Annotated in this window: 24 protein-coding genes; 7 read left to right on the forward strand and 17 right to left on the reverse strand. The window is 72.4% G+C overall.

Annotation, left to right across the window (positions count from 1 at the left end):
* Positions 1 to 2: 2 nt before the first annotated feature.
* The 4 genes from metG to ACFU5G_RS06745 form a co-directional block, all read right to left on the reverse strand.
* The gene (gene metG / locus ACFU5G_RS06730) at positions 3 to 1,628 is read right to left on the reverse strand and encodes a methionine--tRNA ligase (RefSeq protein ID WP_377242040.1); all 1,626 of its coding nucleotides are present in this window, start codon (positions 1,626 to 1,628) and stop codon (positions 3 to 5) included.
* Positions 1,629 to 1,692: 64 nt separating this feature from the next.
* On the reverse strand, positions 1,693 to 2,349 hold the full coding sequence (locus ACFU5G_RS06735) for a nucleotidyl transferase AbiEii/AbiGii toxin family protein (RefSeq protein ID WP_377242042.1): 657 nt from the start codon (positions 2,347 to 2,349) through the stop codon (positions 1,693 to 1,695).
* Entirely contained in the window at positions 2,349 to 2,714 is a 366-nt protein-coding gene (locus ACFU5G_RS06740) for a hypothetical protein (protein WP_377242044.1), read from the reverse strand. The genes ACFU5G_RS06735 and ACFU5G_RS06740 overlap by 1 nt, the downstream gene beginning before the upstream one ends.
* A gap of 127 nt (positions 2,715 to 2,841) precedes the next feature.
* On the reverse strand, positions 2,842 to 4,047 hold the full coding sequence (locus tag ACFU5G_RS06745) for a PQQ-dependent sugar dehydrogenase (protein WP_377242046.1): 1,206 nt from the start codon (positions 4,045 to 4,047) through the stop codon (positions 2,842 to 2,844).
* 164 nt (positions 4,048 to 4,211) lie between these two features.
* On the opposite strand from ACFU5G_RS06745, the gene ACFU5G_RS06750 reads away from it, so the two are divergent.
* Entirely contained in the window at positions 4,212 to 4,808 is a 597-nt protein-coding gene (locus ACFU5G_RS06750) for an isochorismatase family protein (RefSeq protein WP_377242048.1), read from the forward strand.
* Positions 4,809 to 4,818: 10 nt separating this feature from the next.
* Here ACFU5G_RS06750 and ACFU5G_RS06755 read toward each other — a convergent pair whose 3' ends face one another.
* Positions 4,819 to 6,438 (reverse strand): dolichyl-phosphate-mannose--protein mannosyltransferase, encoded by a 1,620-nt coding sequence (locus ACFU5G_RS06755; protein ID WP_377242050.1) that lies wholly within the window; start codon positions 6,436 to 6,438, stop codon positions 4,819 to 4,821.
* A 186-nt stretch (positions 6,439 to 6,624) separates the two neighbouring features.
* On the opposite strand from ACFU5G_RS06755, the gene rsmI reads away from it, so the two are divergent.
* On the forward strand, positions 6,625 to 7,500 hold the full coding sequence (gene rsmI, locus ACFU5G_RS06760; protein WP_377242052.1) for a 16S rRNA (cytidine(1402)-2'-O)-methyltransferase: 876 nt from the start codon (positions 6,625 to 6,627) through the stop codon (positions 7,498 to 7,500).
* Between the two features lie 56 nt (positions 7,501 to 7,556).
* On the opposite strand, the gene ACFU5G_RS06765 is transcribed toward rsmI, so the two are convergent.
* The gene (locus ACFU5G_RS06765) at positions 7,557 to 9,149 is read right to left on the reverse strand and encodes a family 20 glycosylhydrolase (RefSeq protein ID WP_377242054.1); all 1,593 of its coding nucleotides are present in this window, start codon (positions 9,147 to 9,149) and stop codon (positions 7,557 to 7,559) included.
* A 48-nt stretch (positions 9,150 to 9,197) separates the two neighbouring features.
* Positions 9,198 to 10,850 carry a hypothetical protein gene (locus tag ACFU5G_RS06770; RefSeq protein WP_377242056.1) on the reverse strand — a complete coding sequence of 551 codons (1,653 nt, stop codon included), beginning with the start codon at positions 10,848 to 10,850 and terminating at the stop codon, positions 9,198 to 9,200.
* Between the two features lie 125 nt (positions 10,851 to 10,975).
* Here ACFU5G_RS06770 and ACFU5G_RS06775 point away from each other — a divergent pair, with 125 nt between their 5' ends.
* From ACFU5G_RS06775 to ACFU5G_RS06785, 3 genes are all read left to right on the forward strand, one after another.
* Positions 10,976 to 11,560, forward strand: coding sequence for a TetR/AcrR family transcriptional regulator (locus tag ACFU5G_RS06775; RefSeq protein ID WP_377242058.1), 585 nt, complete (start codon positions 10,976 to 10,978; stop codon positions 11,558 to 11,560).
* Between the two features lie 159 nt (positions 11,561 to 11,719).
* A complete protein-coding gene (locus tag ACFU5G_RS06780; protein WP_377242060.1) occupies positions 11,720 to 12,148 on the forward strand; it encodes an organic hydroperoxide resistance protein in 429 nt (142 codons plus the stop codon).
* A 263-nt stretch (positions 12,149 to 12,411) separates the two neighbouring features.
* On the forward strand, positions 12,412 to 13,524 hold the full coding sequence (locus ACFU5G_RS06785; protein WP_377242062.1) for a DNA alkylation repair protein: 1,113 nt from the start codon (positions 12,412 to 12,414) through the stop codon (positions 13,522 to 13,524).
* Positions 13,525 to 13,589: 65 nt separating this feature from the next.
* Here ACFU5G_RS06785 and ACFU5G_RS06790 read toward each other — a convergent pair whose 3' ends face one another.
* On the reverse strand, positions 13,590 to 14,162 hold the full coding sequence (locus ACFU5G_RS06790) for a TetR/AcrR family transcriptional regulator (RefSeq protein WP_377242065.1): 573 nt from the start codon (positions 14,160 to 14,162) through the stop codon (positions 13,590 to 13,592).
* Positions 14,163 to 14,245: 83 nt separating this feature from the next.
* On the opposite strand from ACFU5G_RS06790, the gene ACFU5G_RS06795 reads away from it, so the two are divergent.
* Positions 14,246 to 14,644, forward strand: a complete 399-nt coding sequence (locus ACFU5G_RS06795; RefSeq protein ID WP_377242067.1) for a PaaI family thioesterase — start codon at positions 14,246 to 14,248, stop codon at positions 14,642 to 14,644.
* 64 nt (positions 14,645 to 14,708) lie between these two features.
* On the opposite strand, the gene ACFU5G_RS06800 is transcribed toward ACFU5G_RS06795, so the two are convergent.
* On the reverse strand, positions 14,709 to 16,520 hold the full coding sequence (locus ACFU5G_RS06800; RefSeq protein ID WP_377242069.1) for a cytochrome c biogenesis protein CcdA: 1,812 nt from the start codon (positions 16,518 to 16,520) through the stop codon (positions 14,709 to 14,711).
* A gap of 174 nt (positions 16,521 to 16,694) precedes the next feature.
* On the opposite strand from ACFU5G_RS06800, the gene ACFU5G_RS06805 reads away from it, so the two are divergent.
* On the forward strand, positions 16,695 to 17,375 hold the full coding sequence (locus ACFU5G_RS06805; RefSeq protein WP_377242071.1) for a fasciclin domain-containing protein: 681 nt from the start codon (positions 16,695 to 16,697) through the stop codon (positions 17,373 to 17,375).
* 93 nt (positions 17,376 to 17,468) lie between these two features.
* Here ACFU5G_RS06805 and ACFU5G_RS06810 read toward each other — a convergent pair whose 3' ends face one another.
* The 8 genes from ACFU5G_RS06810 to ACFU5G_RS06845 form a co-directional block, all read right to left on the reverse strand.
* Complete coding sequence (locus tag ACFU5G_RS06810; RefSeq protein ID WP_377242073.1) at positions 17,469 to 18,314, reverse strand: anti-sigma factor domain-containing protein; 846 nt, start codon at positions 18,312 to 18,314, stop codon at positions 17,469 to 17,471.
* Complete coding sequence (gene sigK / locus ACFU5G_RS06815) at positions 18,307 to 18,888, reverse strand: ECF RNA polymerase sigma factor SigK (protein WP_026365993.1); 582 nt, start codon at positions 18,886 to 18,888, stop codon at positions 18,307 to 18,309. Before sigK ends, ACFU5G_RS06810 begins: the two co-directional genes overlap by 8 nt.
* Before the next feature lie 204 nt (positions 18,889 to 19,092).
* On the reverse strand, positions 19,093 to 20,307 hold the full coding sequence (manD, locus tag ACFU5G_RS06820) for a D-mannonate dehydratase ManD (protein ID WP_377242075.1): 1,215 nt from the start codon (positions 20,305 to 20,307) through the stop codon (positions 19,093 to 19,095).
* A 43-nt stretch (positions 20,308 to 20,350) separates the two neighbouring features.
* Positions 20,351 to 21,166, reverse strand: coding sequence for a carbohydrate ABC transporter permease (locus ACFU5G_RS06825; protein ID WP_377242077.1), 816 nt, complete (start codon positions 21,164 to 21,166; stop codon positions 20,351 to 20,353).
* Positions 21,163 to 22,128: a carbohydrate ABC transporter permease gene (locus ACFU5G_RS06830; protein ID WP_377242079.1), complete on the reverse strand. Its 966-nt coding sequence runs from the start codon at positions 22,126 to 22,128 to the stop codon at positions 21,163 to 21,165. The genes ACFU5G_RS06825 and ACFU5G_RS06830 overlap by 4 nt, the downstream gene beginning before the upstream one ends.
* Complete coding sequence (locus ACFU5G_RS06835; RefSeq protein WP_377242081.1) at positions 22,128 to 23,441, reverse strand: extracellular solute-binding protein; 1,314 nt, start codon at positions 23,439 to 23,441, stop codon at positions 22,128 to 22,130. Before ACFU5G_RS06835 ends, ACFU5G_RS06830 begins: the two co-directional genes overlap by 1 nt.
* 132 nt (positions 23,442 to 23,573) lie before the next feature.
* Positions 23,574 to 24,350 carry a FadR/GntR family transcriptional regulator gene (locus ACFU5G_RS06840; RefSeq protein ID WP_377242083.1) on the reverse strand — a complete coding sequence of 259 codons (777 nt, stop codon included), beginning with the start codon at positions 24,348 to 24,350 and terminating at the stop codon, positions 23,574 to 23,576.
* A 46-nt stretch (positions 24,351 to 24,396) separates the two neighbouring features.
* Positions 24,397 to 25,278 (reverse strand): endo alpha-1,4 polygalactosaminidase, encoded by an 882-nt coding sequence (locus ACFU5G_RS06845; protein WP_377242085.1) that lies wholly within the window; start codon positions 25,276 to 25,278, stop codon positions 24,397 to 24,399.
* Positions 25,279 to 25,388 lie beyond the last annotated feature (110 nt).

The following is a 25,388-nucleotide window of genomic DNA, read 5'->3' on the forward strand; positions in this document are numbered from 1 at the left end:
GCTCAGGCGGCCGTGTCGTCGAGGCGCGGGAACAGGGCGGCGCCCTTGGTCACGGTGGTGCCCGCGGGCAGCGCGCCGAACGTCGCCGCGCCGTCGAGCGGCTGGGCGTCCAGGGCCCCGAGCGTGGCCTCCGCGCCCAGCAGCTCCCACAGCCCGGCCGCCGCGCGCGGCGTGATCGGGTTGAGCAGCACCGCGAGCGAGCGCAGCGCCTCCGTGGCGGTGACCAGCGACGTCGCCAGGCGGCCGCCGTCGACCCCCGCGCCGGACTCGTCGACCTCGCCGGGCTCCTTGGCGAGCTTCCACGGCTGGGTGTCCGCGAGGTAGCCGTTGGTGGCGTCCACCAGGGTCCAGACCGCGGAGACCGCGTCGTGGATGGCCAGCCGGTCGATCGCCGCCTCGGCGTCGGCGACGGCCTGGGCCGCGACCCGGGCGAGGCCGGTCTCGGCGTCGGTGAGCAGGCCCGGGGCGGGCAGCGAGCCGCCGAAGTACTTGCCGATCATCGCGGCGGTCCGCGAGGCCAGGTTGCCGAACCCGTTGGCGAGCTCGCCGTTGTAGCGGGCGGTCATGTCCTCCCAGGAGAAGGAGCCGTCACCGCCGAACGCGATGGTCCGCATGAAGTAGTACCGGAACGCGTCCGAGCCGAACGTGTCGATGATGTCGGCCGGCGCGATGCCCGTGAGCTTGGACTTGCTCATCTTCTCGCCGCCCACCAGCAGCCAGCCGTGCGCGAAGACCGTCCTGGGCAGCGGCAGCCCGGCGGCCATCAGCATCGCCGGCCAGATCACGGCGTGGAACCGCAGGATGTCCTTGCCCACCAGGTGCACGTCGGCCGGCCAGGTGCGCGCGAACTGCTCCTTGCACTCCGGGTCGTCGCTGTCCAGGCCCACGGCCGTGGCGTAGTTGAGCAGCGCGTCGAACCAGACGTAGAGCACGTGGGAGGTGTCCCACGGGATGGGGACGCCCCAGTCGAACGTCGAGCGCGAGATCGACAGGTCCTGCAGGCCCTGCCGCACGAAGCTGACCACCTCGTTGCGGGCCGACGCCGGCTGCACGAACTCGGGGTGCTCCTCGTAGAGCGCGAGCAGCCGGTCGGCGTACGCGCTCATCCGGAAGAAGTAGTTCTGCTCGGAGAGCATCTCGACGGGCCTGCCGTGGATGGAGCACACCTTCTGCCCCGCGTACTCCCCCGTGCCGTCGAGCAGGTCGCCCGGGAGCTTGTACTCCTCGCAGTCCACGCAGTACGGCCCCTCGTAGGAGCCCTCGTAGATCTCGCCCTTGTCGTACAGGTCCGTCAGGAACGCCTGCACCGCCGTCTCGTGCCGCTCCTCCGTGGTCCGGATGAAGTCGTCGTTGCGCACGTCGAGGGTCTGCAGCACGGGTTTCCACGCGGTCTCGACCAGCCGGTCGGCCCAGACCTGCGGGCTCACGCCGTTGGCCTCGGCGGTGCGCAGCACCTTCTCGCCGTGCTCGTCCGTGCCGGTCAGGAACCAGACGTTCTCCTGCCGCTGGCGGTGCCAGCGGGTCACGACGTCGGCGGCAACCGTCGTGTACGCGTGCCCGATGTGCGGGGCGTCGTTCACGTAGTAGATCGGCGTCGTGAGATAGAAGGACTTCTGGGCTTCCGGCATGGCGTCAATGGTAGTTGCGCGGGGCCTGCTGACCACGCGGTTATCCACAGGCCTGGGCGGTGGCTCAGCGGGCGACGGCGGGGTCGATGTCGTCGGCCCAGTCGAGGAATCGCGCGACGATCTCGGCGCGCCAGTCCTCACCGACCTCGTAGGCCGCGAACTCGGCCGCCTCCTTGCCCCGCGCTGCCCGGAACCGGTCGGCGAGCATGGCCCGGTCGAACGGCAGCGCCTCCTGCCGGTCGCCGATCGCGAGCACCTCGTCCCGGGAGAAGCGCCCGGACTCCACCACCGCGTCGATGTCGATGAAGTCGCGGGTCTCGCCGCGCGACCAGAGCGCGCTCATCTTTCCCGCCACGGCGTCACGCACGTCGAGCACCGGCCCGATCTCGAACCTCGCCGGGGCGAACTCCCGGTAGTTCACGCCGATCTGGATCGAGCTGGTCTCCTGGGTCGCCTCATCGGTCACGTTGAAGTCGGCGAAGGTCTGGCCGATCAGGTTGTCGTGGACCGAGAACCCCGCTCCCAGGAACGCGGCACGGAGCTTGGCCACGGCGACCTCGAACAGGCTCGGCGCGTAGACGTTGGTGAACAGGTCGACGTCGGCGGACGGCCGGTCCCCGATGCCGTTGGTCGAGATGGCGTAGCCACCGGCAAGCACGAACCCGTGACTCTCCAGCGCCTGGAGCCCGATCCGGGCCAGGCGCTCGTGGAACGGCAGCATCAGGCGACCCGCTGCTTTCCGGACCGGGCGGCCAGCACCGGGAACTTGCGTTCCCAGATCGTCCTGCACCTGTCCGGCAGGTTCAGCGACGGCCAGAGCACCAGCAGCGTCCGCTGGTCGAGGAACCGGACCTGGTCAGGTACGAACCCCGACCGCACGACTCGTGCGTACAGGTTCCGCTGCCGGTCCGGGTCGCCCAGGTCGTAAGTCGGGTTCAGGCTCGTGTCGATGTGCGGCCCGACCGTGACGACCCCCGTCGTCGGCCCCTTGAGGTCGTCCAGCGACTCCGGCGTGACGTAAGGGATGTGGTCGGCATAGACGTAGCCGCGCGGCACCGTGCGGTACCCGCCAGGTTCTGCGGACATCCTGTTCACCCCTTTCGAAAGCCGGTGGTCCGAGCCTACGACGCGGCCCCTTCCCGGCGGCCAGGATATCCACAGACCTAGACGTCTGCCAGTGGATACCCGTGGGGCCGGCCGGCCCGCCGGGTGGCTACTCCGGCGGCGTCAGCGTGACCCGCAGCAGCCGGTCGTCGACCACCCGGCCGTCCTCGGTCGCGGGCTCACCCCGGCCGTCGGTGTTGCTGGTCAGCACGTACAGCTCGCCGTCGGGCCCGGCCTGGACCGCGCGCAGGCGACCGAGCTCGCCTGCCAGCAGCGCCTGCGGCTCACCGAAGCCCGGGCTCTCGCCGGCCTCGATCTCCTCTGCCGTGCCGAGCAGCGGCACGCGCCACAGCCGCTCCCCGCGCAGGGCCGCCAGGTAGACCGCCTCGTCGGTGACCGCGATGCCCGACGGCGACGCCTCCGACGTCGGCCACCACGCCACCGGGTCGACGAAACCCTCCTGGTCACCCGGCCCCTCGACGTCGGGCCAGCCGTAGTTGCCGCCCGGCTCGATCACGTTCAGCTCGTCCAGCCGGTCCTGCCCGAACTCGCTCGCGAACATGCGGCCGCTCGCGTCCCAGCCCAGGCCCTGCACGTTGCGGTGCCCCAGGGACCACACGGGCGAGCCGGGGTCCGGGTTGCCCGGAGCGGGCTCGCCGTCGGGCGTGATCCGCAGGATCTTGCCGCCCAGCGAGTCCGGGTCCTGCGCGTTCGCGGGGTCGCCGGCGTCGCCGGTCGCGACGTACAGGTACCCGTCCGGGCCCACCGCGAGGCGGCCACCGTTGTGGTTGGACGAGCTCGGGATGCCGTCCAGGATCGTCGTGACGTCGCGCAGCGTCATGCCGTCCAGGTCGAGCTCGGCGCGCAGCACCGCGTTGTCCTCCGCGCCCGTGCGGTACAGGTAGACCGTGAACGCGGGCCCGGTGTCCTCCGGGTCCACGGCCACACCGAGCAGGCCGCCCTCGCCGCCGGGCACCGTCTGGTCGGCCACCTCCCGCACGCCGTCGGAGTCCTCCAGCGGGTGGACGTCGCCGTCCGGGTGCACCACGGCGAGCGACGCGTCGTCGCGCATCGTGACCAGGAAGCGCTCGCCCGGCAGCGGGGCGATGCCCCACGGCACCGGGAGCTCCTGGGCCACCACCTCCGCCTCGGCGGTCACCTCGCCGTCCCAGGGTTCCGCCCCGTCCGACGGCGCGGAACCGCCCGACGGCGCCGCGCTCGCCGAGGCGCTCGGGCTCGGCGACACGACGCCGGGCTCGGCCGCCCCGCCGCACCCGGCCACCCCCACGACCAGGGCCGAAACCAACGCGGGCACTGCTATCCGACGCGCGAAGAGGTCCACGCCCCCATCCAATCACCGAGGGGAGCGGCGCGGTCGGTAGAAGGTCAGACGATCGGCAGTCCGGGCTGCCGATCATGTGACGAACTACCGACCAGCGCGGGTACCTCCGGCATCCATCGCGGTGGAAGAGTGGGGGTATGAGCCTTAGCGAGTTCGGGACCGAGCGCAGGGCGCTCATCGTCGTCGACGTGCAGCCCACGTTCTGCGAGGGAGGCGAGCTGGCCACGGAGGGCGCGAACGAGATCGCGCACCGCGTCGCCGCCTACGCCGCGGCCCACCGCGACCGGTACACCACCGTGGTGACCACGCAGGACTGGCACATCGACCCCGGCGAGCACTTCAGCGAGACCCCGGACTTCGTGGACTCGTGGCCGCCGCACGGCGTCGCGGGCTCGCCGAACGCCGAGCTGCACCCCGCGCTCGACGACCTCGCCCCCGACGTCCGGCTGCTCAAGGGCCAGTACTCGCACGGCTACTCCGGGTTCGACGGCGCCGACGAGCACGGCCGCAGCCTCGCGACGGTCCTGTCGGAGGCCGCGGTGACCGCCGTCGACGTCGTAGGCCTGGTGCAGTCGCACTGCGTCAAGCACACCGCGCTCGACGCACGCCGCGCCGGCCTGCACGCCCGGGTGCTGACCGACCTGACCATCCCGGTCTCGCCCGCCCAGGGCGAGGAGGCCGAGCGCGAGCTGACGGCCGCGGGCGTGGACCTCCGCGACTCGTCGGCCCTCTGAACGCCCCCCGCTAGATCCAGCTCGGGAGCAGCATCAGCCGCTGCCAGTACTCGTACGGCACCGGCATCGCGGTCCAGATCGGGTAGTAGAGCACGCTCACGCCCACGATCAGCAGCATCAGCACCGCGGCCAGCCAGCACACGATCCGCCGGTCCGCGCTGCGGCGCGGGGTCCGTTCCAGCCCCACGGCCAGCAGGTACACGAGCGTGAGGATCACGAACGGCGTGAACACGATCGAGTAGAACGTGAAGATGGTGCGGTCCGCGAGCGGCCACGAGTACAGGAACCAGGGCAGCCAGCCGGCGGCGATCCCCACGAGGGCCGCGGTGCCCCGCCAGTCGCGGTAGCGGAGCACGAGCACCAGGGCCACGGGTATCGCGATGGCACCCAGCCACCACAGCAGCGGGTTGCCGAGGGACGTCACGGCGGTGGCGCAGTCGCTGGTGGCGTCGGCGGGGCAGGGCCCCTGGCCCGGCGCGAACTTCTCCCAGAAGAACGACGTGGGACGCCACTGCACGATCCAGCCCAGCGGGTGCGACGCGTAGTTGTGGTCCGAGTCCAGGCCCGTGTGGAAGTCCCACATCATGCGGTGGTACTCCCACAGCGACCGCCCGGCCTCCCAGGCGCCCTGCGCCCAGCCCCAGTCCGGCCACCAGCCCGGCGGGTGCACCCCGTTGACCACGGCCCAGTCGCGCAGGTACGACTTCGGGTGCGCGAACCAGGCCGACCACGACGCGACGTACACCGCGAGCACGGTGGGCAGCATGACCAGGGCGGCCGGGACGGCGTCGACCACCGCTGCGTCCTCCCACCACCGCCCGATGCCGGCGGTGCGCCGCGCCGTGAAGTCCCACACCACGGTGAGCAGGCCGAACGCCGCGACGAAGTACAGGCCGGACCACTTCACGCCGCACGCGAGGCCCAGCGACACGGCCGCCGCCAGCCGCCACCACCGGAACCCGAGCCGCGGCCCGTACTGCCCGACCGAGCCGCCCGCCTCGACGATCTGGGCCACGCGGTCCGCGAGCCTGCGTCTGGCCCACTCCCGGTCCATCACCAGGCAGCCGAACGCGACGAGCACCCAGAACATGAGGAACTGGTCCAGCAGGCCGGTGCGCGAGTGCACGATCGCCTCGCCGTCGACGGCGAGCAGCAGGCCCGCGGCCAGCCCCAGCAGCGTGGACGAGAACAGGCGGCGCGCGATGCGCACCATGAGAAACACGGCCACGATGCCGATCACGGCACTCGCGATGCGCCACGCCATCGGGTCGGTCGCGCCGCCCATGAGACGCATCCCGATGGCGATCATCCACTTGCCCACGGGCGGGTGGACCACGTACTCGGCCTCGTCGGTCTTGTACGAGCTCACGTCGCCGGCCTCGAACGCCGGGTTGGGCTTGTCGGGCCACGCGGCCTCGAAACCGAGGCTGGCCAGCGACCAGCCCTCCTTGACGTAGTACGTCTCGTCGAAGACCAGCTTGCCCGGGCGGCCCAGCGCGTACAGCCGCGCGCCCGCGGCGATCGCCGTCACGACCAGGGCGCCGAAGATGCCCCAGAACCGGTCGGAGACGGTCCGGCCGAGGGCGAGCCGGCGCTCGCCCAGCAGGTCGCGCAGGAGACGATCGCGCACTGGCGGCTCGGCCGGCGGGACGGCTGCGTACGACCCCGTGGGTGTCATCCGCGCGCCCACCGCCTCGCGGCGCACGTGCGCGCCGTACGTTCCGGGCAGAGCCTGCTGCGCTGCGGCGTGACGCGCTCCGGTGGCTTCAGGCTGCTGAGACACCGGGCCAGCATAGAGCGTGGGACAGTGTGGTTCATGACCGACTCGTCCCCGGCTCCTGGGCCCGCGCCCGAGGCCGGCACCCTCGTCCTGGCCGCCACCCCGATCGGCAACCCGGAGGACGCCTCACCCCGGCTGGTCCGCCTGCTGGCCGACGCCGACGTCGTGGCCGCCGAGGACACCCGCCGCCTGCACGCGCTCGCCGGGCGGCTCGGGGTCGAGGTGCGCGGCAAGGTGACGAGCTACCACGAGCACAACGAGACGGCCCGCGCGGACGAGCTGCTCGACGTCGTCGCCGACGGCGGCACCGTGGTCGTGGTGACCGACGCCGGCATGCCGTCCGTCTCCGACCCGGGGTACCGCGTCGTGGAGCGGGCGATCGAGCGCGACCTGCGGGTGACGGCCGCCCCCGGGCCGAGTGCCGTGCTGACGGCGCTGGCGCTGTCCGGGCTGCCGACCGACCGGTTCACGTTCGAGGGCTTCCTGCCGCGCAAGGCCGGCGACCGGTCCCGCACGCTCGCCGCCGTGTCCGCCGAGCCGCGGACCATGGTGTTCTTCGAGGCGCCGCACCGGATCGCGGAGACGCTGGGCGCGATGGCGGTCGCGTTCGGCGACACCCGCCCGGCCGCCGTCGCGCGCGAGCTCACCAAGACCTACGAGGAGGTGCTGCGCGGACCGCTCGCCGAGCTGGCCGAGCGCGCCGCCGCCGAGCAGCTCCGTGGCGAGATCTGCGTGGTGGTCGGCGGGGCGCCCGCCGTCCAGGCCAGCGTGGACGACGTCGTGGGCGAGGTCCTGGAGCGGGTCGCCGCCGGCGAGCGGCTCAAGGCCGTGGTCGCCGAGGTGGCCGACGCCGCGGGCGTTGCCAAGCGCGACCTGTACGCGGCGGCGCTGGCGGCCCGCCCGGCGAAGTAGAACGTGTCAGACGTACAGGTCCCTCGGGGGACCTGTACGTCTGACACGTGTGGGGGCTACCAGTCGATCTGCGGCGTCGGGTGGTACGAGGCGCCGTCGCGGCGCCAGGCGCCCGCCTCGACCGCGATGCGGCCCCGGAACGATTCCCAGTCCTTGGCGCCCGGCTGCGACCAGGCGGCCTCGGCCACCGCGGCGAGCCGCGGCAGGAGCATCGAGAACAGGTGGTCGCGGTTGAGCAGGGTCTCGGTCCAGACGGCGGCCGACACGCCCTCGATCGCCGACTCGGGCAGCCCCTCGATGAGCGTCGCCGGGTCCCAGTCGTAGGAGTCGTGCAGCTCCACGAACGCGGCCCACTGCTGGCCCAGCGGGTGCTCGGGCGTGTACTTCATGTCCAGGTAGGCCTTGTCGGCCGGGGACATCACGAACCGCGCGCCGGACCGCGCGGCCCGCAGGAACGGCGCCGGGTCAGGCCGCGTGTCCCAGTACTGCAGCACCGTGCCGGCCTCGACCAGGACGGGCACCTCGCCGGCGCCGTGCCCCGCGTCGGCCCCGGCCTCGACCGCGCCCGCCGGGGCGTCGCCGTCGGCCGCCAGCGCGGCCACGGCCGCCTGGTCGCCGTGTGCGGAGCCCGCGGCCTCCTGCCAGGCCACCGGCGTCTTGCCCGCGCCCGTGATGATCTCCTGGCACAGCACCACGAACCGGCCGAACTCCTCGGGCTGCATCACCAGCACCTCGTCGCCGCCGAAGTGCACCCACGGCCCCAGCGTCATGCGCGCGACGTCGGTGAACACGTCGCGCAGGAACGGCTCCGTGGTGGGCAGGTCGAAGTGCAGCTTGGAGAAGCCCACCTCGATCCCGTCGTAGGCGTCGGTGGCCTCGCCCGACGGCATGAGCTCGCCGTAGGCGTGCGTCGCCGCGTTGACGTGCCCCGGGACGTCGATCTCCGGGACGATCACGATCTCGCGCTCTGCCGCGTACTCCTGCAGCTCGCGGTACTCGTCGGCGGTGAGGAACCCGCCGGTCGCACCCGACACGGCGCCCTGCGACGACTTCTCGGTCAGCGCCGGCCGGGACGGGATCTCCAGGCGCCAGCCCTGGTCGTCGGACAGGTGCAGGTGCAGCCGGTTCATCTTGTAGGAGCCCACGAGGTCCACGACCGCCCGCAGGTCGGCCGGACCGAACCAGTGCCGCACCACGTCGAAGGACAGGCCGCGCCACGAGTACCGCGGCTCGTCGCGCACCACGACGGCGCGCACCTCGAGCGGGGCCTCGGGCCCGGCGTCCTGCCCGGACCGGCCCGCGTTGGCGAGCTGGCGCAGGGTCCGCACGCCGTGCAGCAGACCGGAGCGCTCGGGGGCCGCGACGGACACGCCCTCGGCGGTCACCGTGAGCGTGTACCGCTCGGGGTTCGCGGAGCCTGCGGGGCCCGCGGCGGGGTCGGACGTGAGGGTGACGGGCACCCCGCCGTCCGGCGCGACGGCGGCGCCGGCGCTCGTGAGCAGCTCACCCGCGAGGCGCGCGGTCACGGCGTCGGGCGCGCCGATCGTGACGGTCCTGAGGTCCAGCACCCCCTCGCCCGGCTGGAGCTCGACAGGTACGGGGATGATGGCGTCGGCGACGACGGCCGCGCCGCTGCTCACGGTGGTCACGATTGTTAGGGCCCCTTCGCTCCGATGGATGCCCGCAGTTTGGCAGGTTCAGCTGGCGGAGACCAGGCCCAGGAGCGGTTCGGTGGGCAGGATGCTCGTCGCGTCGGCGGGCACCTCGCTCGGCGCGGACCAGCCGAGCACCGCGTGCGCGGGCAGGCCGCCGGCCACGTCGGCCCAGACGCCGTCGGCGGTGGCCTGGCCCGCCGCGGGGCCCGCGGCGGTGAAGACCACAGCGACCTGCGACGGGATCCGCAGCTTCGCCCGGTCGACCACGGACGCCGCCGTCGACTGGTGCACCTCCAGCATGATCTGCGGCAGACCCTTGGCGGTGGCCAGCGCCGCCAGCCGGTCCACGACCTCCTGCAGCTCCGCCACGGGGACCGTCCCGGCCGCCGCGCCGTTCCCGGCGAGCCGGAACTCCGGGTGCACCGAGAGGCCGACGCCCGGCTTGGCCAGCAGCGGCTCGAGGTCGTCGATCTGCGCGGCCAGCGGCTGGTCGCCCGGCGCGACGTCGAGCAGCACGACCTGCCCGGCCTTACGGATGGTCTCGACCGCCGGGGTGAGCACCTCCAGCGGCTGCTCGTCCACGTAGTCGCCGTCCTCGCCCGCCGCGCCGGACCGCACGCTCGCCGTCACGAGGACCAGCGGCGACCCGCCCAGCGTCGTACCGTTCGTGGCGGCGGCCTCCGTGGCGCGCAGGGCGTCCGCGGCCGGGTCGGCCACGCCGGCCGGCACCGTGTACGACGTCGACACGTAGCGCCCCGGGAAGAGCTGCACCGCACCTCCCGGCAGCGTGACGCCCGACGTCACCACCGACACCTGCCAGGCGAGCTCCTCGGCCCGGCCGAACTTCTCGCCGATCCCGACGACGCCGAGCGGGTTGAGCGCGCGGATGGTCTCGACTGTCCCGGCGCCCGCCGCGACGTCGCCGCCCGGCACCTCGACCGGGATGGCGCCGGCGGCCAGGGCCGTGCCGATGGCCGCCTCCTGCCCCGGCTCGGGGTCGACGACGACCATCGTCTCCTGCAGCAGCTCGGGATCGGTGACGTCGGGGATGTCCGCACGCAGGTTGTTCAGCTCGGTCGCGGGCAGCCGCTCGGCGGTCGGCAGCTCGACCTTGGTCGCCCGCTTGCCGCCGCCCTTGCCCTCGCCGTCGGCGTCCTCATCGGCGTCGGCGTCGGCACCCTTCCCGGCGGAGGCCGCGGCCTCGGCGGCCGCGTTCAGCGCGCCCGGGTCGAAACGGACCACCTCGGACTCCCCCGCGGCGGGGCCGACGGCGGCCGCGGCCTGCTCGTCGCCGATGACCACGACGGTGCCCGCACCGAGCCGCTCGAGCTCGGCCACGACGTTGGTGTCCGAGACGCCGCCGTCGGTGAGCAGCACCGGCGCGGTGACGGCGACGCCGGTGGCCGCGGCGGTCGCGCGGGCGCCGGCGTCGTCGGCCGAGGCGATCACGGCGACCGGGCTGGCGTGGAAGAAGGCCTGGCTCGCGGTGAGCGCGAGCTCGGCGGGGTCGGTCGAGTCGAGCACCAGGGCGGGCCCGGAGGGCTCCCTGACCTGGAACTTCTCCCCGGTCTTGCCGTCGTCGCCCTCGGCCGTCGGCACCGTGCAGCCGGTGAGGACGAGGGCGGCGGCCGCTAGCAGTGCCGCGGCGGAGGCAGATCGGTGGTGCGGGACGAATCGGGCGTTCCGGATAACCACGGATGCCATTCTCCCCCACCGGGCGGCGAAGTGGAAACCCCTGGCCGGTAGACGAACCCGTCAGTACACCACGAGTAGAATCATCTCTTTCAGATCCTCGAACGAGTACGGAGGCAGGTGCGCGCATGGGCACCACGACGGCCCCTTCCACCCGGGACCGCATCCTCGACGCGGCCACCGAGCTGTTCTACGCGCACGGGATCCGCGCGATGAGCGCCGACAAGATCATCGACCGCGCCGGCATCACCAAGGTGACGTTCTACCGGCACTTCCGCACCAAGGACACCCTCGTGGTGGCCTACCTGGAGCGGCAGGCGGCCTGGGAGCGCGGGGCGCTCGACGGCCTGCGCGCGTCCGCCGGCGACGCCGAGGCGCTGCACCGGTTCGCGGCGAGCGTCGGCACCGAGGCCTGCAAGCCGGGCTTCCGCGGCTGCTCGTTCATCAACGCGGCCGCCGAGTACGCCGAGCCCGGCAGCCCGGTCCGCGCGGTGGTCGCCGAGCACCGCGCCTGGTACCGGCAGACCTTCGCCGAGATGGCGGAGCAGCTCGGCGTGACCGACCCCGAGCAGGCGTCCGACGAGCTGATGATGCTGCGTGACGGCGCCATGCTGTCCGGCTACCTCGACGACCCCGCCCGCGTCGGCAGCGCCCTGGACCGCGCGATCTTCGCCGTCGTTGACGCCGGCCGGCCGGCCGGTTCACGCAGGTAGCGGCACCCGCCCAGGTTCGCCGGAGCCCGTCGTCACGCACCGTGACGACGGGCTCTCGCGTTGCCCGGCTTGTGCCTGTGCGTTCCGTGCGGCTAATGTAGACGTACTAGTTCGTCTACATCGACCGGTCGAGCACCGGCCTCAAGAAGGAGCGCATCCATGGCTGACAGCATCTACACCGCGGTCGCGACGTCCACCGGTGACGGCCGCGCCGGAGGCCGCACGGTGAGCGACGACGGCATCCTGGACCTCAAGCTGGCGATCCCCGCCGACATGGGCGGCCCGGGCGGCGCCACCAACCCCGAGCAGCTCTTCGCGGCGGGCTGGGCCTCGTGCTTCCACAGCGCGCTCAAGGCCGTCGCCTCCGCGCGGAAGGTCGCGATGAGCGACTCCGCTGTGGTCGCCGAGGTCAGCATCCACCCGGCCGACGGCGGCGCGTTCAACCTGAGCGCGGCACTGCACGTCGAGCTGTCGGGCGTGGACCAGGCCACCGCGGACGAGCTGGTCGAGGCCGCCCACGCGGTCTGCCCGTACTCGAACGCGACCCGCGGCAACATCGAGGTCACGGTCGACGCGACCGTCGACTGAGCCGGAGGTGCAGCGCAGGGTGCGGGCCGAGGCACGAGGCACGCGCCCGGAGCGGAACCGCAGGCTCAGTCGACCGACAGGCAATGCCTGAGCCGAAGGTGCAGCGGAGGGTAGGGGCCGAGGCACGAGGCACCTGCCCGGAGCGGAACCGCAGGCTCAGTCGACAGAAGGCGGAGCCTGAGACGCACCCGCGGGAGTGTCAGAGGCTCAGGTCACCATGGTGACCTGAGCCTCTGACATCTGCTGGGAAGAGAAGGAACCACATGCCGTTCGCCGACGAGCTCATCAGTGACCGCACCGCGCAGACCCTGGCCCGCGCGATCGGTGCGGCGGCGCCGGACGCCGTCCTGCGTGCGCTGCCCGCGGCCGCGGGCCGGCTCGGCGACCTGTCGCTGCGCGAGCGGGCGGACCTGCTGCGCGACGCCCTGCTCGCCGACCTGCCCGGCGACTACGCGGGCCTCGCCCGGGTGGTGCGTGCCGCGCGCGACGGCGCGGAGCCGTTCGGGGGCTGGCTCATCTGGCCGGTCACGAGCGCCGTCGCGGCCCGCGCCGTCGAGCAGGGCACGGACGCGGCCTTCGACGACGCGATGGCCCTGCTGGCCGAGCTGACCGGCCGCCTCACCGCGGAGTTCGCCGTCCGCACTCTGCTGCGGCAGGACCTGGACCGCGCGCTCGCGACGGCGACGGCCTGGGCCGCGTCGGACGACGTCGACGTGCGCCGCCTGGCCAGCGAGGGCACCCGCCCGTACCTGCCCTGGTCCGTCCGGGTGCCGGAGATCCTGGCCCGCCCCGGGGTGACGGTGCCGGTGCTCGACGCCCTGTACCGGGACGAGAGCGAGTACGTGCGCCGGTCAGTGGCCAACCATCTGAACGACCTCAGCCGGGACCACCCGGAGCTGGTGGTCGCGACGGCGGCGCGCTGGCTGGCCGACCCCGCGCCGACGACGCCGGGCCTGGTCCGGCACGCCCTGCGCACGCTGGTCAAGCGCGGCGACCCGGGCGCGCTGGCACTGCTCGGGTTCGGCCCGGCGACCCTGGAGATCAACGGGCCGCTGCTCGACGTCGCCCGCGTGCCGTTCGGCGGCACGGTCCGCTTCACGGCCGCGGTGCGCAACGTCGGCGCCGACGAGGCGCGGCTGGCCATCGACTACGTGGTGCACCACCAGAAGGCCAACGGCTCGCAGACCACCAAGACCTTCAAGCTGACCACCCGGACACTGGCACCCGGCGGGCAGGTCGAGCTCAGCCGGGAGCACTCGTTCCGGCCGATCACCACACGCCGCTACTACCCCGGCCCGCACGCCGTGACGTTGCAGGTCAACGGCGTCGCGACGGACCCGGCGGTCTTCGAGCTGGACGCGCCCGCGGGCGACTGAGGGCGGCACCCCGCTGGTCGAGCCTGTCGAGACCTGGTTTCGACACGCTCAACCAGCGGCGCGGCTCAGCGCAGCGACGTGCGCACGATCCCGGCGACCACGTCCGCGAGGTCCGCGGGGATCGGTCGGCCGCCGCTCAGGTAGCGCCGCACGGCGGCGTAGGGCAGGTCGACCACGACCAGCAGCAGTTCGGTGGTCGACACGGACGTCTCGGCCCGGACCCGGCGGGTCAGCCCGCGGATCGCCTCGTTCCAGCGCGCACCCTCGGCCGCCTCGGTGTCCCGGGCGACCGCGGGCCAGGCGTCGGGCTCGAACCGCGCGCGGCCGGCGAGCAGCGCGTGCGCGTGCGCGTGCTCCGCCTCGCACCACCGCACGGTGTAGGCGGCGAGCGCCGCCGCGGCCTCGACCGGGTCCCCCTCGAACAGCGGGTACGCATCGCGGTGGTAGCTCTCGATCGCGCGGTTCCACAGCGCGGCCAGCAGGGCGGGGCGGTCGGGGAACCGGTAGTAGAGGGATCCGCTCGGCACGCCGGCCTCCCGGATGACGGCCGCCATCGTGACCTGCGCAGGCCCGCCGTCACCGAGGATCCGGCCCGCGGCGTCGAGGATCGTCGAGGTGTCGTGGGTCGGGCGCGGCATGCGTTGACGGTACTCCAGCGCCTCGTTAGAGTCCGGTCTCTAGATAGAGATCTCTACAACTTGCGACCGAGAGGAACCACCCCATGACACTGACCGCGGACGAGGTCTACGCGGCTGCGCCGTTCGTCAGGACGCTCGGCGTCGAGCTCGACCGGATCACGCCGGAGGCCGTCGTCGCGCGCCTGCCGTACTCGCAGCCGCTGTCGACGGTCGGCGGTGGCCTGCACGGCGGGGCACTGATGGGGCTGGCGGACGGCACCGCCGCCGTCTGCGCCGCCGCGAACGGCGGGCCCGGCACGCTGCCCGCGACGGTCGACTCGACCACCCACTTCCTGCGCCCCGTCGCGGGCCAGGCCACCGCCACGGCCGTGCCGCTCCGGGCGAGCGGCCGCCAGGTGCTCGTCGAGGTCCGCGTGACCGACGAGTCCGGCGAGCTGTGCGTGCACGTGCTCCAGACGGTGCGCCTGGTCCTCCCGGCGTGAGAGCACCGGACCGGGCGAGCCCCCTGCGCTCTCCCGGTCCGGCAAGTCAGGCACGACGGCTCGGTCAGCCGAACGTCATCGTGAACACCTGCACGCCGGCCGGGACCTGAAGGTCGATGAGGCCCTCGGTCGGCTCGTCGCCCTCCAGGACCGGGTAGAGCCGCGGGTTCCCCGAGACGTCGATGCTCCGTGTCTCCTCCCGGCCGTCGGCGGTGACCGTCGCCTCGACGGTCCCCTCCCCGCCGAGCACCACGAAGACGTCGGTCGACCGGTAGGCGAGGCGCACGCGGGCGTCGTCGGACACGGCCTCCGCGCCCTCGAAGTCGACGTTCCACGTGCCGCCGAGCGAGAACGTGTCCTGCCGCTGGTCGTCCGCGAGCGTGAACTCATTGCGGCCCGCCGCGTACTGCGGCTCGCCGGCGTAGTTGATGACGCGCTTGATGGAGAAGTAGGTCTCGGGCGTGACCTCGTCGAGCGGGGTCGCGTCCTTGACGGTCGTGGCACCGGGCAGGTCGACGCCGGGGTTGGCGTCGGCGAGCAGCTCGCGGATCAGGTTCTCGGTGTCCTGGTACCCGCCCTCGCCGAGCCGGATGTGCCGCACGGTGCCGTCGGCGTCGATCAGGTACTGCGCGGGCCAGTAGCGGTTCCGGTACGCCGTCCAGGTCGCGTACGAGTTGTCCTGGGCGATCGGGTAGGTCACGCCGAGGTCCTTCGCGCCCTCGATCACGTTGCGCGTCTCGCGCTCGAACGCGAACTCCGGCGTGTGCACGCCGATCACCTCGAAGCCCTTGCCGACGTCGGCGTACCGGTCGTACCAGGCGCTGATGTGCGGGATCGAGCGCTGGCAGTTGATGCAGGAGTACGTCCAGAAGTCGATGAGCACCACCTCGCCGCGCATCGCCTCGAGCTGGAGCGCCTTGCCGTCCGGCGTGTTCAGCCACTTCTCGATGCCGCGGATCTCCGGCGCGGTGCCGCAGTCCTCCAGCACCGGGGCGCCGTTCGAGCAGTTGGACAGCTCGCGGTTCTCGTCGGTCACGAGACCGCCGAGGTCGAGCGCCTCGCGCACCGTCTCCGAGGAGTCGATGCGCTGCTGGAGCGCGCCGGTGTAGTCCGGGAGCAGGCGCTGGATCGCCGCCGGCACGTTGAACGCCAGCGCGACCGCCAGCAGGATGACGACGATGCCGCCCCCGGTGCGGATCGCCTTGGTGTGCCGTTGGAAGGCCTGCACGCGCTCCGCGATCTGGCGTCCGGCCAGGGCGAACAGGAGCAGCGGCAGCGCGGCTCCGACGGCGAACGACACGGTCAACGCGACTGTTTCGACGCCGATGTTGCCCGTCGCGCCGGCGACGGTGATGGCCGCGAGCACCGGCCCGGCGCACGGCACGTACAGCACGCCCAGGCCGAGGCCGAGAACGAAGGCGCCCCGGTCCTGCCGGGCCGCCCCGCGCTTGGCCCCGAACGCGGCGATCCGCTGGAAGGGCCGCTCCAGGATCATCTCGAACCGGGGCACGATCATGCCGATTCCCAGCAGCACGAGCAGGGTGATCCCCGCCCAGCGCAGCAGGTCCTGCGGCAGTCCCAGGGCGGACAGGATCAGGGAGCCCAGCAGCGTGAAGAAGCTGAAGCTCAGCACCAGCCCGGCGATCACGATGTAGGGCCGCAGCGAGGGGCGCCTGCGGACGGCGACGTCCGGCGTCGCGGTGGCGACCCCGCCCCCACCCGGTCCGTCGGACGCCGGCCGGGAGCCGGCGGTGCCGCGGTCGCGCGCCCCCTGCACACCGCCGGCGAAGAAGATCGCCGGGAGCATCGGGAGGATGCACGGCGAGATTCCGGTGATCAGGCCGCCGAGCAGGCCGATGACGATGAGGGTTCCCATGTGGCGGGTTCGGTGCCCCGGTCGATCCGGATGGGTGCCCGGCCGGGCTCGCCCCGGTTTCCGGCGGCCGGGAGAACTGGATCACATCCACCCCCATCCGGGGCGGCGACGGCTCCGAACCAGGGACAAGACGCCCCGTGAGACGCGGGGTGACGCCACACCGAGGAGAGACCGATGAACGCTCGAACCCGCACGTCCTATGCCGTCGCCGGTATCGCCACGCTGGCCATGCTCGGCCTCTCGGCCTGCAGCATGGACTCGTCGGGCGACGACACCGGATCCGACACTTCCGCGTCCGAGGAGGCGACCGACTCGATGACCGAGGAGTCGCCCGCCGAGGACGACGCCATGGCCGACCCGGCCGCGAACCTCGTGGGCCCGGGCTGTGCCGACTACGCCGAGCAGGTGCCGGACGGCCCCGGCTCGGTCACGGGCATGTCCACCGACCCGGTGGCCGTGGCAGCCTCCAACAACCCGCTGCTGACCACGCTGGTGTCGGCCGTCAGCGGTGAGGTCAACCCCGACGTGAACCTCGTCGACACGCTGAACGGTGACGAGTTCACCGTGTTCGCCCCGGTGGACGACGCCTTCAAGGCGATCGACTCGAAGACCATGGACACCCTGTCCACGGACGGCGACCTGCTGACCTCGATCCTCACGTACCACGTGGTGCCCGGCCAGCTCACGCCCGACCAGGTGGTCGGCGAGCAGACCACGGTCGAGGGCGACACCCTTGAGGTCACCGGCAGCGGCGACGAGCTCAAGGTGAACGACGCGAACGTGATCTGCGGTGGCGTGATGACGCAGAACGCGACCGTCTACCTGATCGACTCGGTGCTCATGCCGCCGATGTGATCCACCAGCAGTGACCGAGAGAAGCCCCGTCCGTCCGGACGGGGCTTCTCTCGTGTCCGCGGGTGCGGACCGGTTCGGTACGGGCGGACCGGGTCAGGCGCCCAGCACGACGATCGGCGCGGTCGTGGGCTCCTCGGAACCCGACGCCGGCTCGACCGACACCGCCATGCCCACGCCGTGCTCCCCCTGGACGAGCGCGCTCGTCTGGTCACCCCGCAGGGCGAGCAGGCCCGCCGAGGAGACGCTGCCGTCGCCCTCCACCACCCAGAGCTGGTACGCCTTGCCCTGGTCGAGAGCCGGGAGCCCCTCGGCGTGGAAGAACATGTCGTCGCCGGAGACCAGCACGGACGCCTCGCCACCACCCTCGACGGAGGCCCGCAGCACCGAGCTGTCCGGGTCGGCCAGCATCTCGGAGACCGCCTGGGCCTGCTCGCGCAGCTGGTCGCGCTCGGCGGTCACCTGGACCGCGATCGTCGACGGCACCGCGATGGCGGCCGCCGCGGCGACCGCGGCGACGGCCACACCCCAGCGCCGACGACGGCGGCGACGGTCGGCGAGGTCCACGACGTCGGCGCCCGAGGGCGGACCGCTCGCGGGGGCCGGTGTCGCCGGGGCCGACGTCGCCGGACCCGAGCCGGGCTCGGAAGCCGGCGCGGGGGCCGGGACGGGCGTGCCCGCCGTCCGGTCGTGGAGCTGTGGCGTGCCCTGCACCTGGGCGAGCACGCTCGACCGCAGCGCGGCGGGCGGCGCGGCCTCGACCACGAACGCCGCCAGCACGTCGCGGTACTCGTCCAGCGCCCGGCGCGCGTCGGCGTCGGACGACAGGAGCCGCTCGACCGCCTCGCGCTCGGCGTCGTCGAGCGCGTCCATGGCGTAGCCGGGCAGCAGGTCCCACACGTCGTCGGGCACGCCGCCCGGGCTCGTCGTCCGATCAGCCATGACGCACCCCCAGGCAGTCGCGGAGCCGGTTGAGGCCGTCGCGGATCCGGCTCTTGACGGTGGGCAGGGCCTTGTCGAGCTGCTCGGCGACCTCGCGATACGTGAGGCCGCCGTAGTACGCGACCACCACCGCCTCACGCTGGGTCGGGGTGAGCCCCTCGATGCAGCGGCGCACGGCCGAGCCCTCCAGGCGCCGCTCGACGTCCTCGACCACCACGTCCCGCGCGGACTCGTTGGTCCGCAGGTCGGTGTCGCGCTGGTCCCGGTCGCGGTGCGCCTGCTCGGAGCGGACACGGTCGACCGCGCGCCGGCGCGCGAGCGTCGCCACCCAGGTGCGGGCGGAGCCGCGCGCGGCGTCGAACCGCGAGGCCGTCTGCCACACCTCCACCATCACCTCCTGGGTCACCTCGGCCGCATGATCGGGGTCACGCAGGATGCCGAGCGACGCGCCGTAGGCTACCGGCCCCAGCGCGTCGTAGACGGGCGCGAAGGACGCGGGGTCGCCGTCTGCGCACGCGACGAGGAGCGCGTCGACGGCATCGTGCGACGAGGTCCGGACTGGTGGTGAAGCCACCTTCTCAGTCTGCCCCACGAACACCCTTCGTCTGGTCGGCGACATGGCAGTCGGCACGAATGGCTGGTTCAGCACGATGGTCACCCGGTCCTCACCACCCTCCGGAGCTCCGCACGCACGGTCCTGCGCAGCACCGGCTCGGTCCTGCTCAGGAGGTTCGGTGCCGAACCGGTCCCGGATGGGGTGAGGCCGGGGTGACCCGCGTCACCAGTCGTGCACGGACCCGTCCTGGAGCCGGTTGACCGGCAGGTAGCCGGGCTCGTACGGGTGCGCGGCCGCCAGCTCCTCGTCCAGCTCGACACCGATGCCGGGGGCCTCACCCGGGTGCAGGTGGCCGTCCTCGAACGTGTACGCGTGCCGGAAGACCTCGTTGGTGAGGTCCGTGTGCCCGGAGTACTCCTGGATGCCGAAGTTGTGGATCGCCAGGTCGAGGTGGATCGCGGCGGCCATGCCGACCGGCGAGATGTCCTCGGGGCCGTGGATCGCGCTCTTGATCCCGCGCTGGCCCGCGTAGTCGAACAGCTTCTTCATGGGGCTGACGCCGCCGAAGTGCGTGACGGCGGAGCGCACGTAGTCGATCAGCCGGTCGTCGATGAGGGTCTGGTAATCGAACACGGTGTTGAACACCTCGCCGATCGCCAGCGGGGTGGTCGTGTGCTGCCGCACCAGGCGCAGCGCCTCCTGGTCCTCGGCGGGCGTGCAGTCCTCGAGCCAGAACAGGTCGTAGGGCTCCAGGTCCTTGCCGAGGCGGGCGGCCTCGATCGGGGACAGCCGGTGGTGCGCGTCGTGCAGCAGCGGCAGGTCCGGGCCGAACTCGTTGCGCACGGCCTCGAAGACCCTCGGGATGTACCGCAGGTAGGCGGCGGTGTCCCAGTCCTCGACGACCGGCCGGGCGAGCACGTCGGGCGCCGAGCCGTCGTCCGACGTCGTGGTGTGCACGCCGTAGACGGACTTCAGGCCCGGCACGCCGCTCTGGATGCGGATGCTCTGGTAGCCGCGCTCCTGCAGCGCCCGCACGGAGTCGAAGATCTCGGGCAGGCTGGAGCCGTTCGCGTGCCCGTAGGCGCGGATCCGGTCGCGGCTCGCGCCGCCCAGGAGCTGGTACAGCGGCAGGCCCGCGACCTTCGCCTTGATGTCCCACAGGGCGACGTCGACGGCGGCGATCGCCGCCATCGTCACCGGGCCGCGGCGCCAGTAGGCGCCCCGGTAGAGGTACTGCCAGGTGTCCTCGATGCGGTGCGGGTCGCGGCCGATCAGCAGCGGCGCGACGTGGTCGCGCAGGTAGCTGACGACGGCCAGCTCGCGGCCGTTCAGGGTGGCGTCGCCCAGGCCGGTCACCCCGTCGTCCGTGGTGATCTGGAGCGTGACGAAGTTACGGCCGGGCGAGGTGACGACGACCTTCGCGTCGACGATCTTCATGCGGAAACCTTCTGTCGGTGGTGAGGAAGCAGGGGTGCGGGCGTCAGCCCTTGGTGGCGCCGGCGGTGAGGCCGGCCACGAGGAAACGCTGCCCGAAGATCGCGGCCAGCAGCAGCGGAACGGTCATCAGGGTCGCGGCCGCCATGAGCCCGCCCCAGTCGGTGCTGGCGTAGGACATGAAGTTGAACAGCAGCACGGGCATCGTCATCGTCCGCTCGTCGGCGAGGATCAGCGCGAAGATGAAGTTGTTCCAGCTGAAGATGAACGCCAGCACCGCGGCCGACGCCGTGCCCGGCGCCGCGAGCGGCAGCGCGATCCGCAGGAACGCGCCGAAGGCGGACAGGCCGTCGGTCCGGGCGGCGTCCTCCAGCTCGACCGGCAGACCCTCGAAGAAGCCGATCATGATCCACAGGATCAGCGGCACGGAGACGAACATGTGGCTCAGGATCAGCACCAGGTGGCTGCCCACCAGGCCGAGCTGCGCGAACATGTAGTACCAGGGCACCAGCAGCGAGATGGCCGGGATGATGCGGGCCACGAGGACCGTGGAGCCGGTGCGGCGCATGCGGAACCGGCCCACCGCCCAGGCGGCCGGCACGGCGATGACCACGCTCAGCGCCGTCGAGACGACGCCGATCAGCATCGAGTTGCCGAACGAGTGCACGAGGGCGCCGTCGGCCAGGACGTTGCGGAAGTTGTCCCAGGTAGGCGAGAAGACGAGGCCGACCGTCGGGTCGGTGACCTGCACGTTGGTCTTGAAGGCGGCGGCGATCATCCAGATGATCGGCAGCGCGATCACCGCGCACACGACGGTGATCAGCACGCCGCGCAGGACGCGGAAGGTGGTGGTGGCGCTCACGAGGCGCTCCTCTCGGTGCGGCGCCGCAGCACGACCACGATCGCGACGATGAACAGCGTGAACAGGACGAGCACCGCGGAGGCGAGACCGTACTCCTGGTAGTCGAAGGTGAGGCCGTAGGCGTAGACGTTCAGCGTCTCGGCCTCGAAGTCCGAGCCGCCGCCGGGACCCTTGGTCGCGTAGATCAGGTCGAACGTCTTCAGGGCGTCGACCCCGCGGAGCACCAGCGCCGTGAGGATCGTGGTGCGGAGCATCGGCAGGATGATGTGCACGAACCGCTGCCAGGCGTTGGCGCCGTCCACGCGGGCGGCCTCCTCCGGCTCCTCGGGCAGCGTGGTGAGGCCGGCCAGCAGCAGCACGGTCATCATCGGGGTCCACTGCCACACGTCGATGAGCATGAGGGTGGGCAGCGACTGCGACACCGAGCCCAGGAACTCCTGGGGCGGGATGCCGACGAACCCGAGCAGGTGGTTGGCGATGCCGTTGGTCGGGTCGAGGATCAGCATCCACAGGATGCCGATGGCGACCGGGGTCGCCAGCAGCGGGACCATCAGGATGGTGCGGACGATCTCCATGCCGCGGAACGCCTTGCGCATGAGCATCGCCAGGGCCAGCCCGAGCACGGTCTCCAGCACGACGGCGCCGAGCGTGAACGTGACCGTGCGGCCGACGGCGGGCCAGAACCGGCGCGTGTCCGTGAGGGCGTCGGCGAAGTTCTGCAGGCCCACGTAGGAGTTGCCCGCGTTCACGGCGCCGAACGCGTCGGTGAGGCTGAGGTTGATCGTGAACACCAGCGGGAACGCGATCATCAGGCCCACGAAGCCGAGGGCCGGCGCGAGCAGGGCCCACTTGAGGCGGCGGTTGGCCTGCTCGAACGTCACGAACGGCTTGCCCGACGGCGGCGTGCGGCGCGTGCTCTTGCCGGAGCCGGCGGCGGCGCGGGTGGTGGTGGTCGTCGTCATCAGAACTCCCGCTGACGGTTGTCGCGGACGAGGAAGTCGTTGAACTCGGCGTCGGCGTCCGCGGCCACGGAGGCCACGTCCTCGCCGACGATCCCGGAGACCAGGGGGCGGCCGACGATGTCGCGGGCGCGGCCCACCTGCATCACCTCGGGACGGTCGTGCCCCACGCCGTTGGCGGCGTTGACGCGCATCGCCTCGGCGAGGTCGGCCGGGAACGACGCGAGGGTCGCCGGGTCGTCCCAGACCGACTGGCGCGCGCCCGGGATGCCCTCGGACTGCAGCCTGGCCACCATCTCGGGGCTGGAGGCCCAGCGCACGAACTCCCAGGAGTCGTCACGCAGCAGCGAGAACTCGTTGACCGCCAGGCTCCACGACGGGATGTTGTGCGGCACGGAACCCGCCTGACCTGCGGGGAAGGGCGCGAAGCCCACGGTGTCGGTCACCGTGGAGATCGAGTCGTCGAGGAAGTTGCTGTAGATCGCGTCGGCGTCGACGTACATCGCCGCCTTGCCCTGCGCGAAGATCGGCATGGCCTGCTCGAGGCTCATGTTGGTGGCGCCGGGCGGGCCGGCGTCGTGCAGGAGGCGGCCGTAGTACCGGTACGCCGCGACCGCCTCGGGGCTGCCGATGCCCGACCGGCCGTCGACCGTGAAGTCGCCGCCGAACGAGTAGAGGAAGCTGGACCACTGGGTCACGGCGCCGCTGCGCTGGCCGCGGCCGACGAACCCGTAGAACCCCTCGTCGCGCCGCTGGAGCTCCAGGGCGATGTCGAGCATGTCGTCGAGGGTCTTCGGCGCCCCGCCGAAGTCCTCGAGCAGGTCCTTGCGGTAGTACAGCGCGGGTCGCTCGGTCACGACGGGGACGCTGACGGCGGCGCCCGCGGTGATCGACCGCTCGCGCGGGGCGTCCTGGAAGTCGGTCCAGCGGTAGTCGGCGTCGTCCTCGACCCGGTCGGTGAGGTCCGCGATCCAGCCGTTGCGGGCGAACATCATCTGGTCCTGCAGCGGCCGGATCGTCATGACGTCGATGTCGGTGGCCGACGCGTTGAGCTTGACGTTGAAGCTGGAGGTGAGCTGGTCGGCGGTGAGCATCCGCATGGTCACCCTGCGGCCGATGCGCTCCTCGAACTCCGGGAGATAGCGGTTGATCGCCTGTGTCCAGACGTGGTTGATCGCGAGCACGCGCAGCGGGGCGTTCGGGCTCGCCACCTGCGGGCCGCGCGAGCAGGCGGCCAGCACGGACGCCGCGGCGAGCACGCCGAACGACCGCCGGCTCAGCTCAAGGGCGCGCCTGGGCCTGATGGCTTGAGTCATGGGATTCCGTCACACCTCCATGTGTGCACCAGCGAGATTCGCGAGTGGTCCAACTGGTAGGACCAGTTGGACGCTAGCACGGTGCGCGGGGTGGTTCCAAAGGTGCTGGGTGCGCCCGGCCCGACGGCCGGGCTACCGCCCCAGCAGGGTCTCGATGTGGCGCGACGCCATCAGGTCCAGGCCCACGTCGAGGTCCGAGCCGTAGGTGCGCAGGCCGAGCGCGAGGTGCTCGCGCATGCGCTCCCGTGCGAGCGCGACGTCGCGGGCCTGGATGGCCTCGACGATCTCGGGGTGGTGCGGCACGCCGGGCTCGCCGATCCGCGGGTCGGAGTTGGAGCGCAGCATCATCTCGAACATCATGCCGCCGATCGACGCCAGCATGGTGCGCAGCACCGGGTTGCCGCAGGCGGCGGCGATCGTGTCGTGGAACCGGAGGTCCTCGCGCGCCTTGTCGACGACGTCACCGGCCGACTCGACGCGGACGAGCGCCTGGACTATCGCGGCGACCTGCTCGTCCGTGGCGCGTTCGGTCGCCAGGCCGGCGATCTCGACCTCGAGCGGGATCCGCGCCTCGATGAGCTGCCGGACGGTCGGTCGTTCGGTGCGGTAGAGCGCGTCGTAGCCGCGTGCCTGCGCGGAGGACTGCTCGGCGACGAACGAGCCGCGGCCCGGCGCGACCTCGATGAGGTCCGTGGCCTCCAGCCGGCGCAGCACCTCGCGGATCACGTTGCGGCTCGCCCCGAACTGCACCGCGAGCTCGCGCTCGGACGGCAGCTTGGAGCCGACAGGCCACTCCCCCGCGCGGATCTGCTGCTCCAGTTGGCGGGCGATGTGCTCGGTGAGCAGGCCCTTGCGGCCGGTCGCGCCCGTGTCCCGGGTGTCCGACGGCGGCACGAAGGGGGAAGTCATGCGTCGAGGATAAGCACCGTCGGGGCAGGTCCGGACCCGGACGGCGTCAGCACTGCTCGTACGCGTACGCCTCGTCGTCGGGGCCCACGAGGTCGCGGTCGCGCAGGATGGTCAGCGGCGCGCGGTCGGGGTCGGCGCAGACGGCGTCGAACCCGCCCGGGAGGTTGTCGGTGTACTCGATCTGCAGCACGTGCTCCCCGTAGACGCCGGTGTACTCGCCGCACTCGGCGTAGGCACCGCACTCCTCGGTGACGGCGAAGTCGAACCCGAGCTCGTGCCCGTCCGTCGTCGCCTCGGCGGCGTTCTTCTGCCCGATGGCGAGGCCCGCCCCGTGCGCGAGGTCGATGTACGCGCTCGCCAGCGCCAGTGCGGCGTCCTTCTCGATCAGCCCGGTGCCGGCGTCCGTGAACCGCGTCCACGTGTCCAGGTTGTCGATCTCGACGGCGGAGAACCCGGCGTCGGCGCACCCGGTGATCACGGGGCCGAGCAGGTCGACGATGCGGTCGCGCCGCTCCTCGGTCGACGGGTCCAGGACGTACTCGTCGGGCCAGTCGGGGTCCACGACGAGCTCGCCCGCGGCGTCGTGCAGCAGCAGGTCCTCGTTGTCGCCGAGCCAGAGGTCCGCCTGGTCAGGCTGGGTCTGGAACCCGTTGACGTAGCAGACGCCGTAGGCGCCGTCCGCGGGCTCCGCGGTGGCGTCCCGCACGACGACATCGAGGCCGCCGTCGACCTCGTAGGCCGTGCCGAGCTGGTAGTCGAACGTGCCGGACGTCGGCGGGAGGGTCACCGCGGCGTCCGCCCCGGCACCGGCGTCGGAACCGGAGCCGGCCGTGGCCGACGCCGTGTCCGGGCCGGGCCCCGGGTCCGCCGTCGCGCCGCAGGCCGAGAGCGTGAGGGCGACGAGCACGGCGACGATCAGCTGAGGCATCCGCCGATCGTAACCACGGCCGCGACCGGCGACGGATCGCCGGGAGCCTGCTGGACGCCGTCCGCCCTTCTCTTTTGAGGCCTAAGTTTCTTCGCTTTGCGGGGCCGCAA

The sequence above is a fragment of the Promicromonospora sp. NPDC057488 genome (assembly GCF_042802395.1).
Taxonomy (GTDB): Bacteria; Actinomycetota; Actinomycetes; order Actinomycetales; family Cellulomonadaceae; genus Promicromonospora.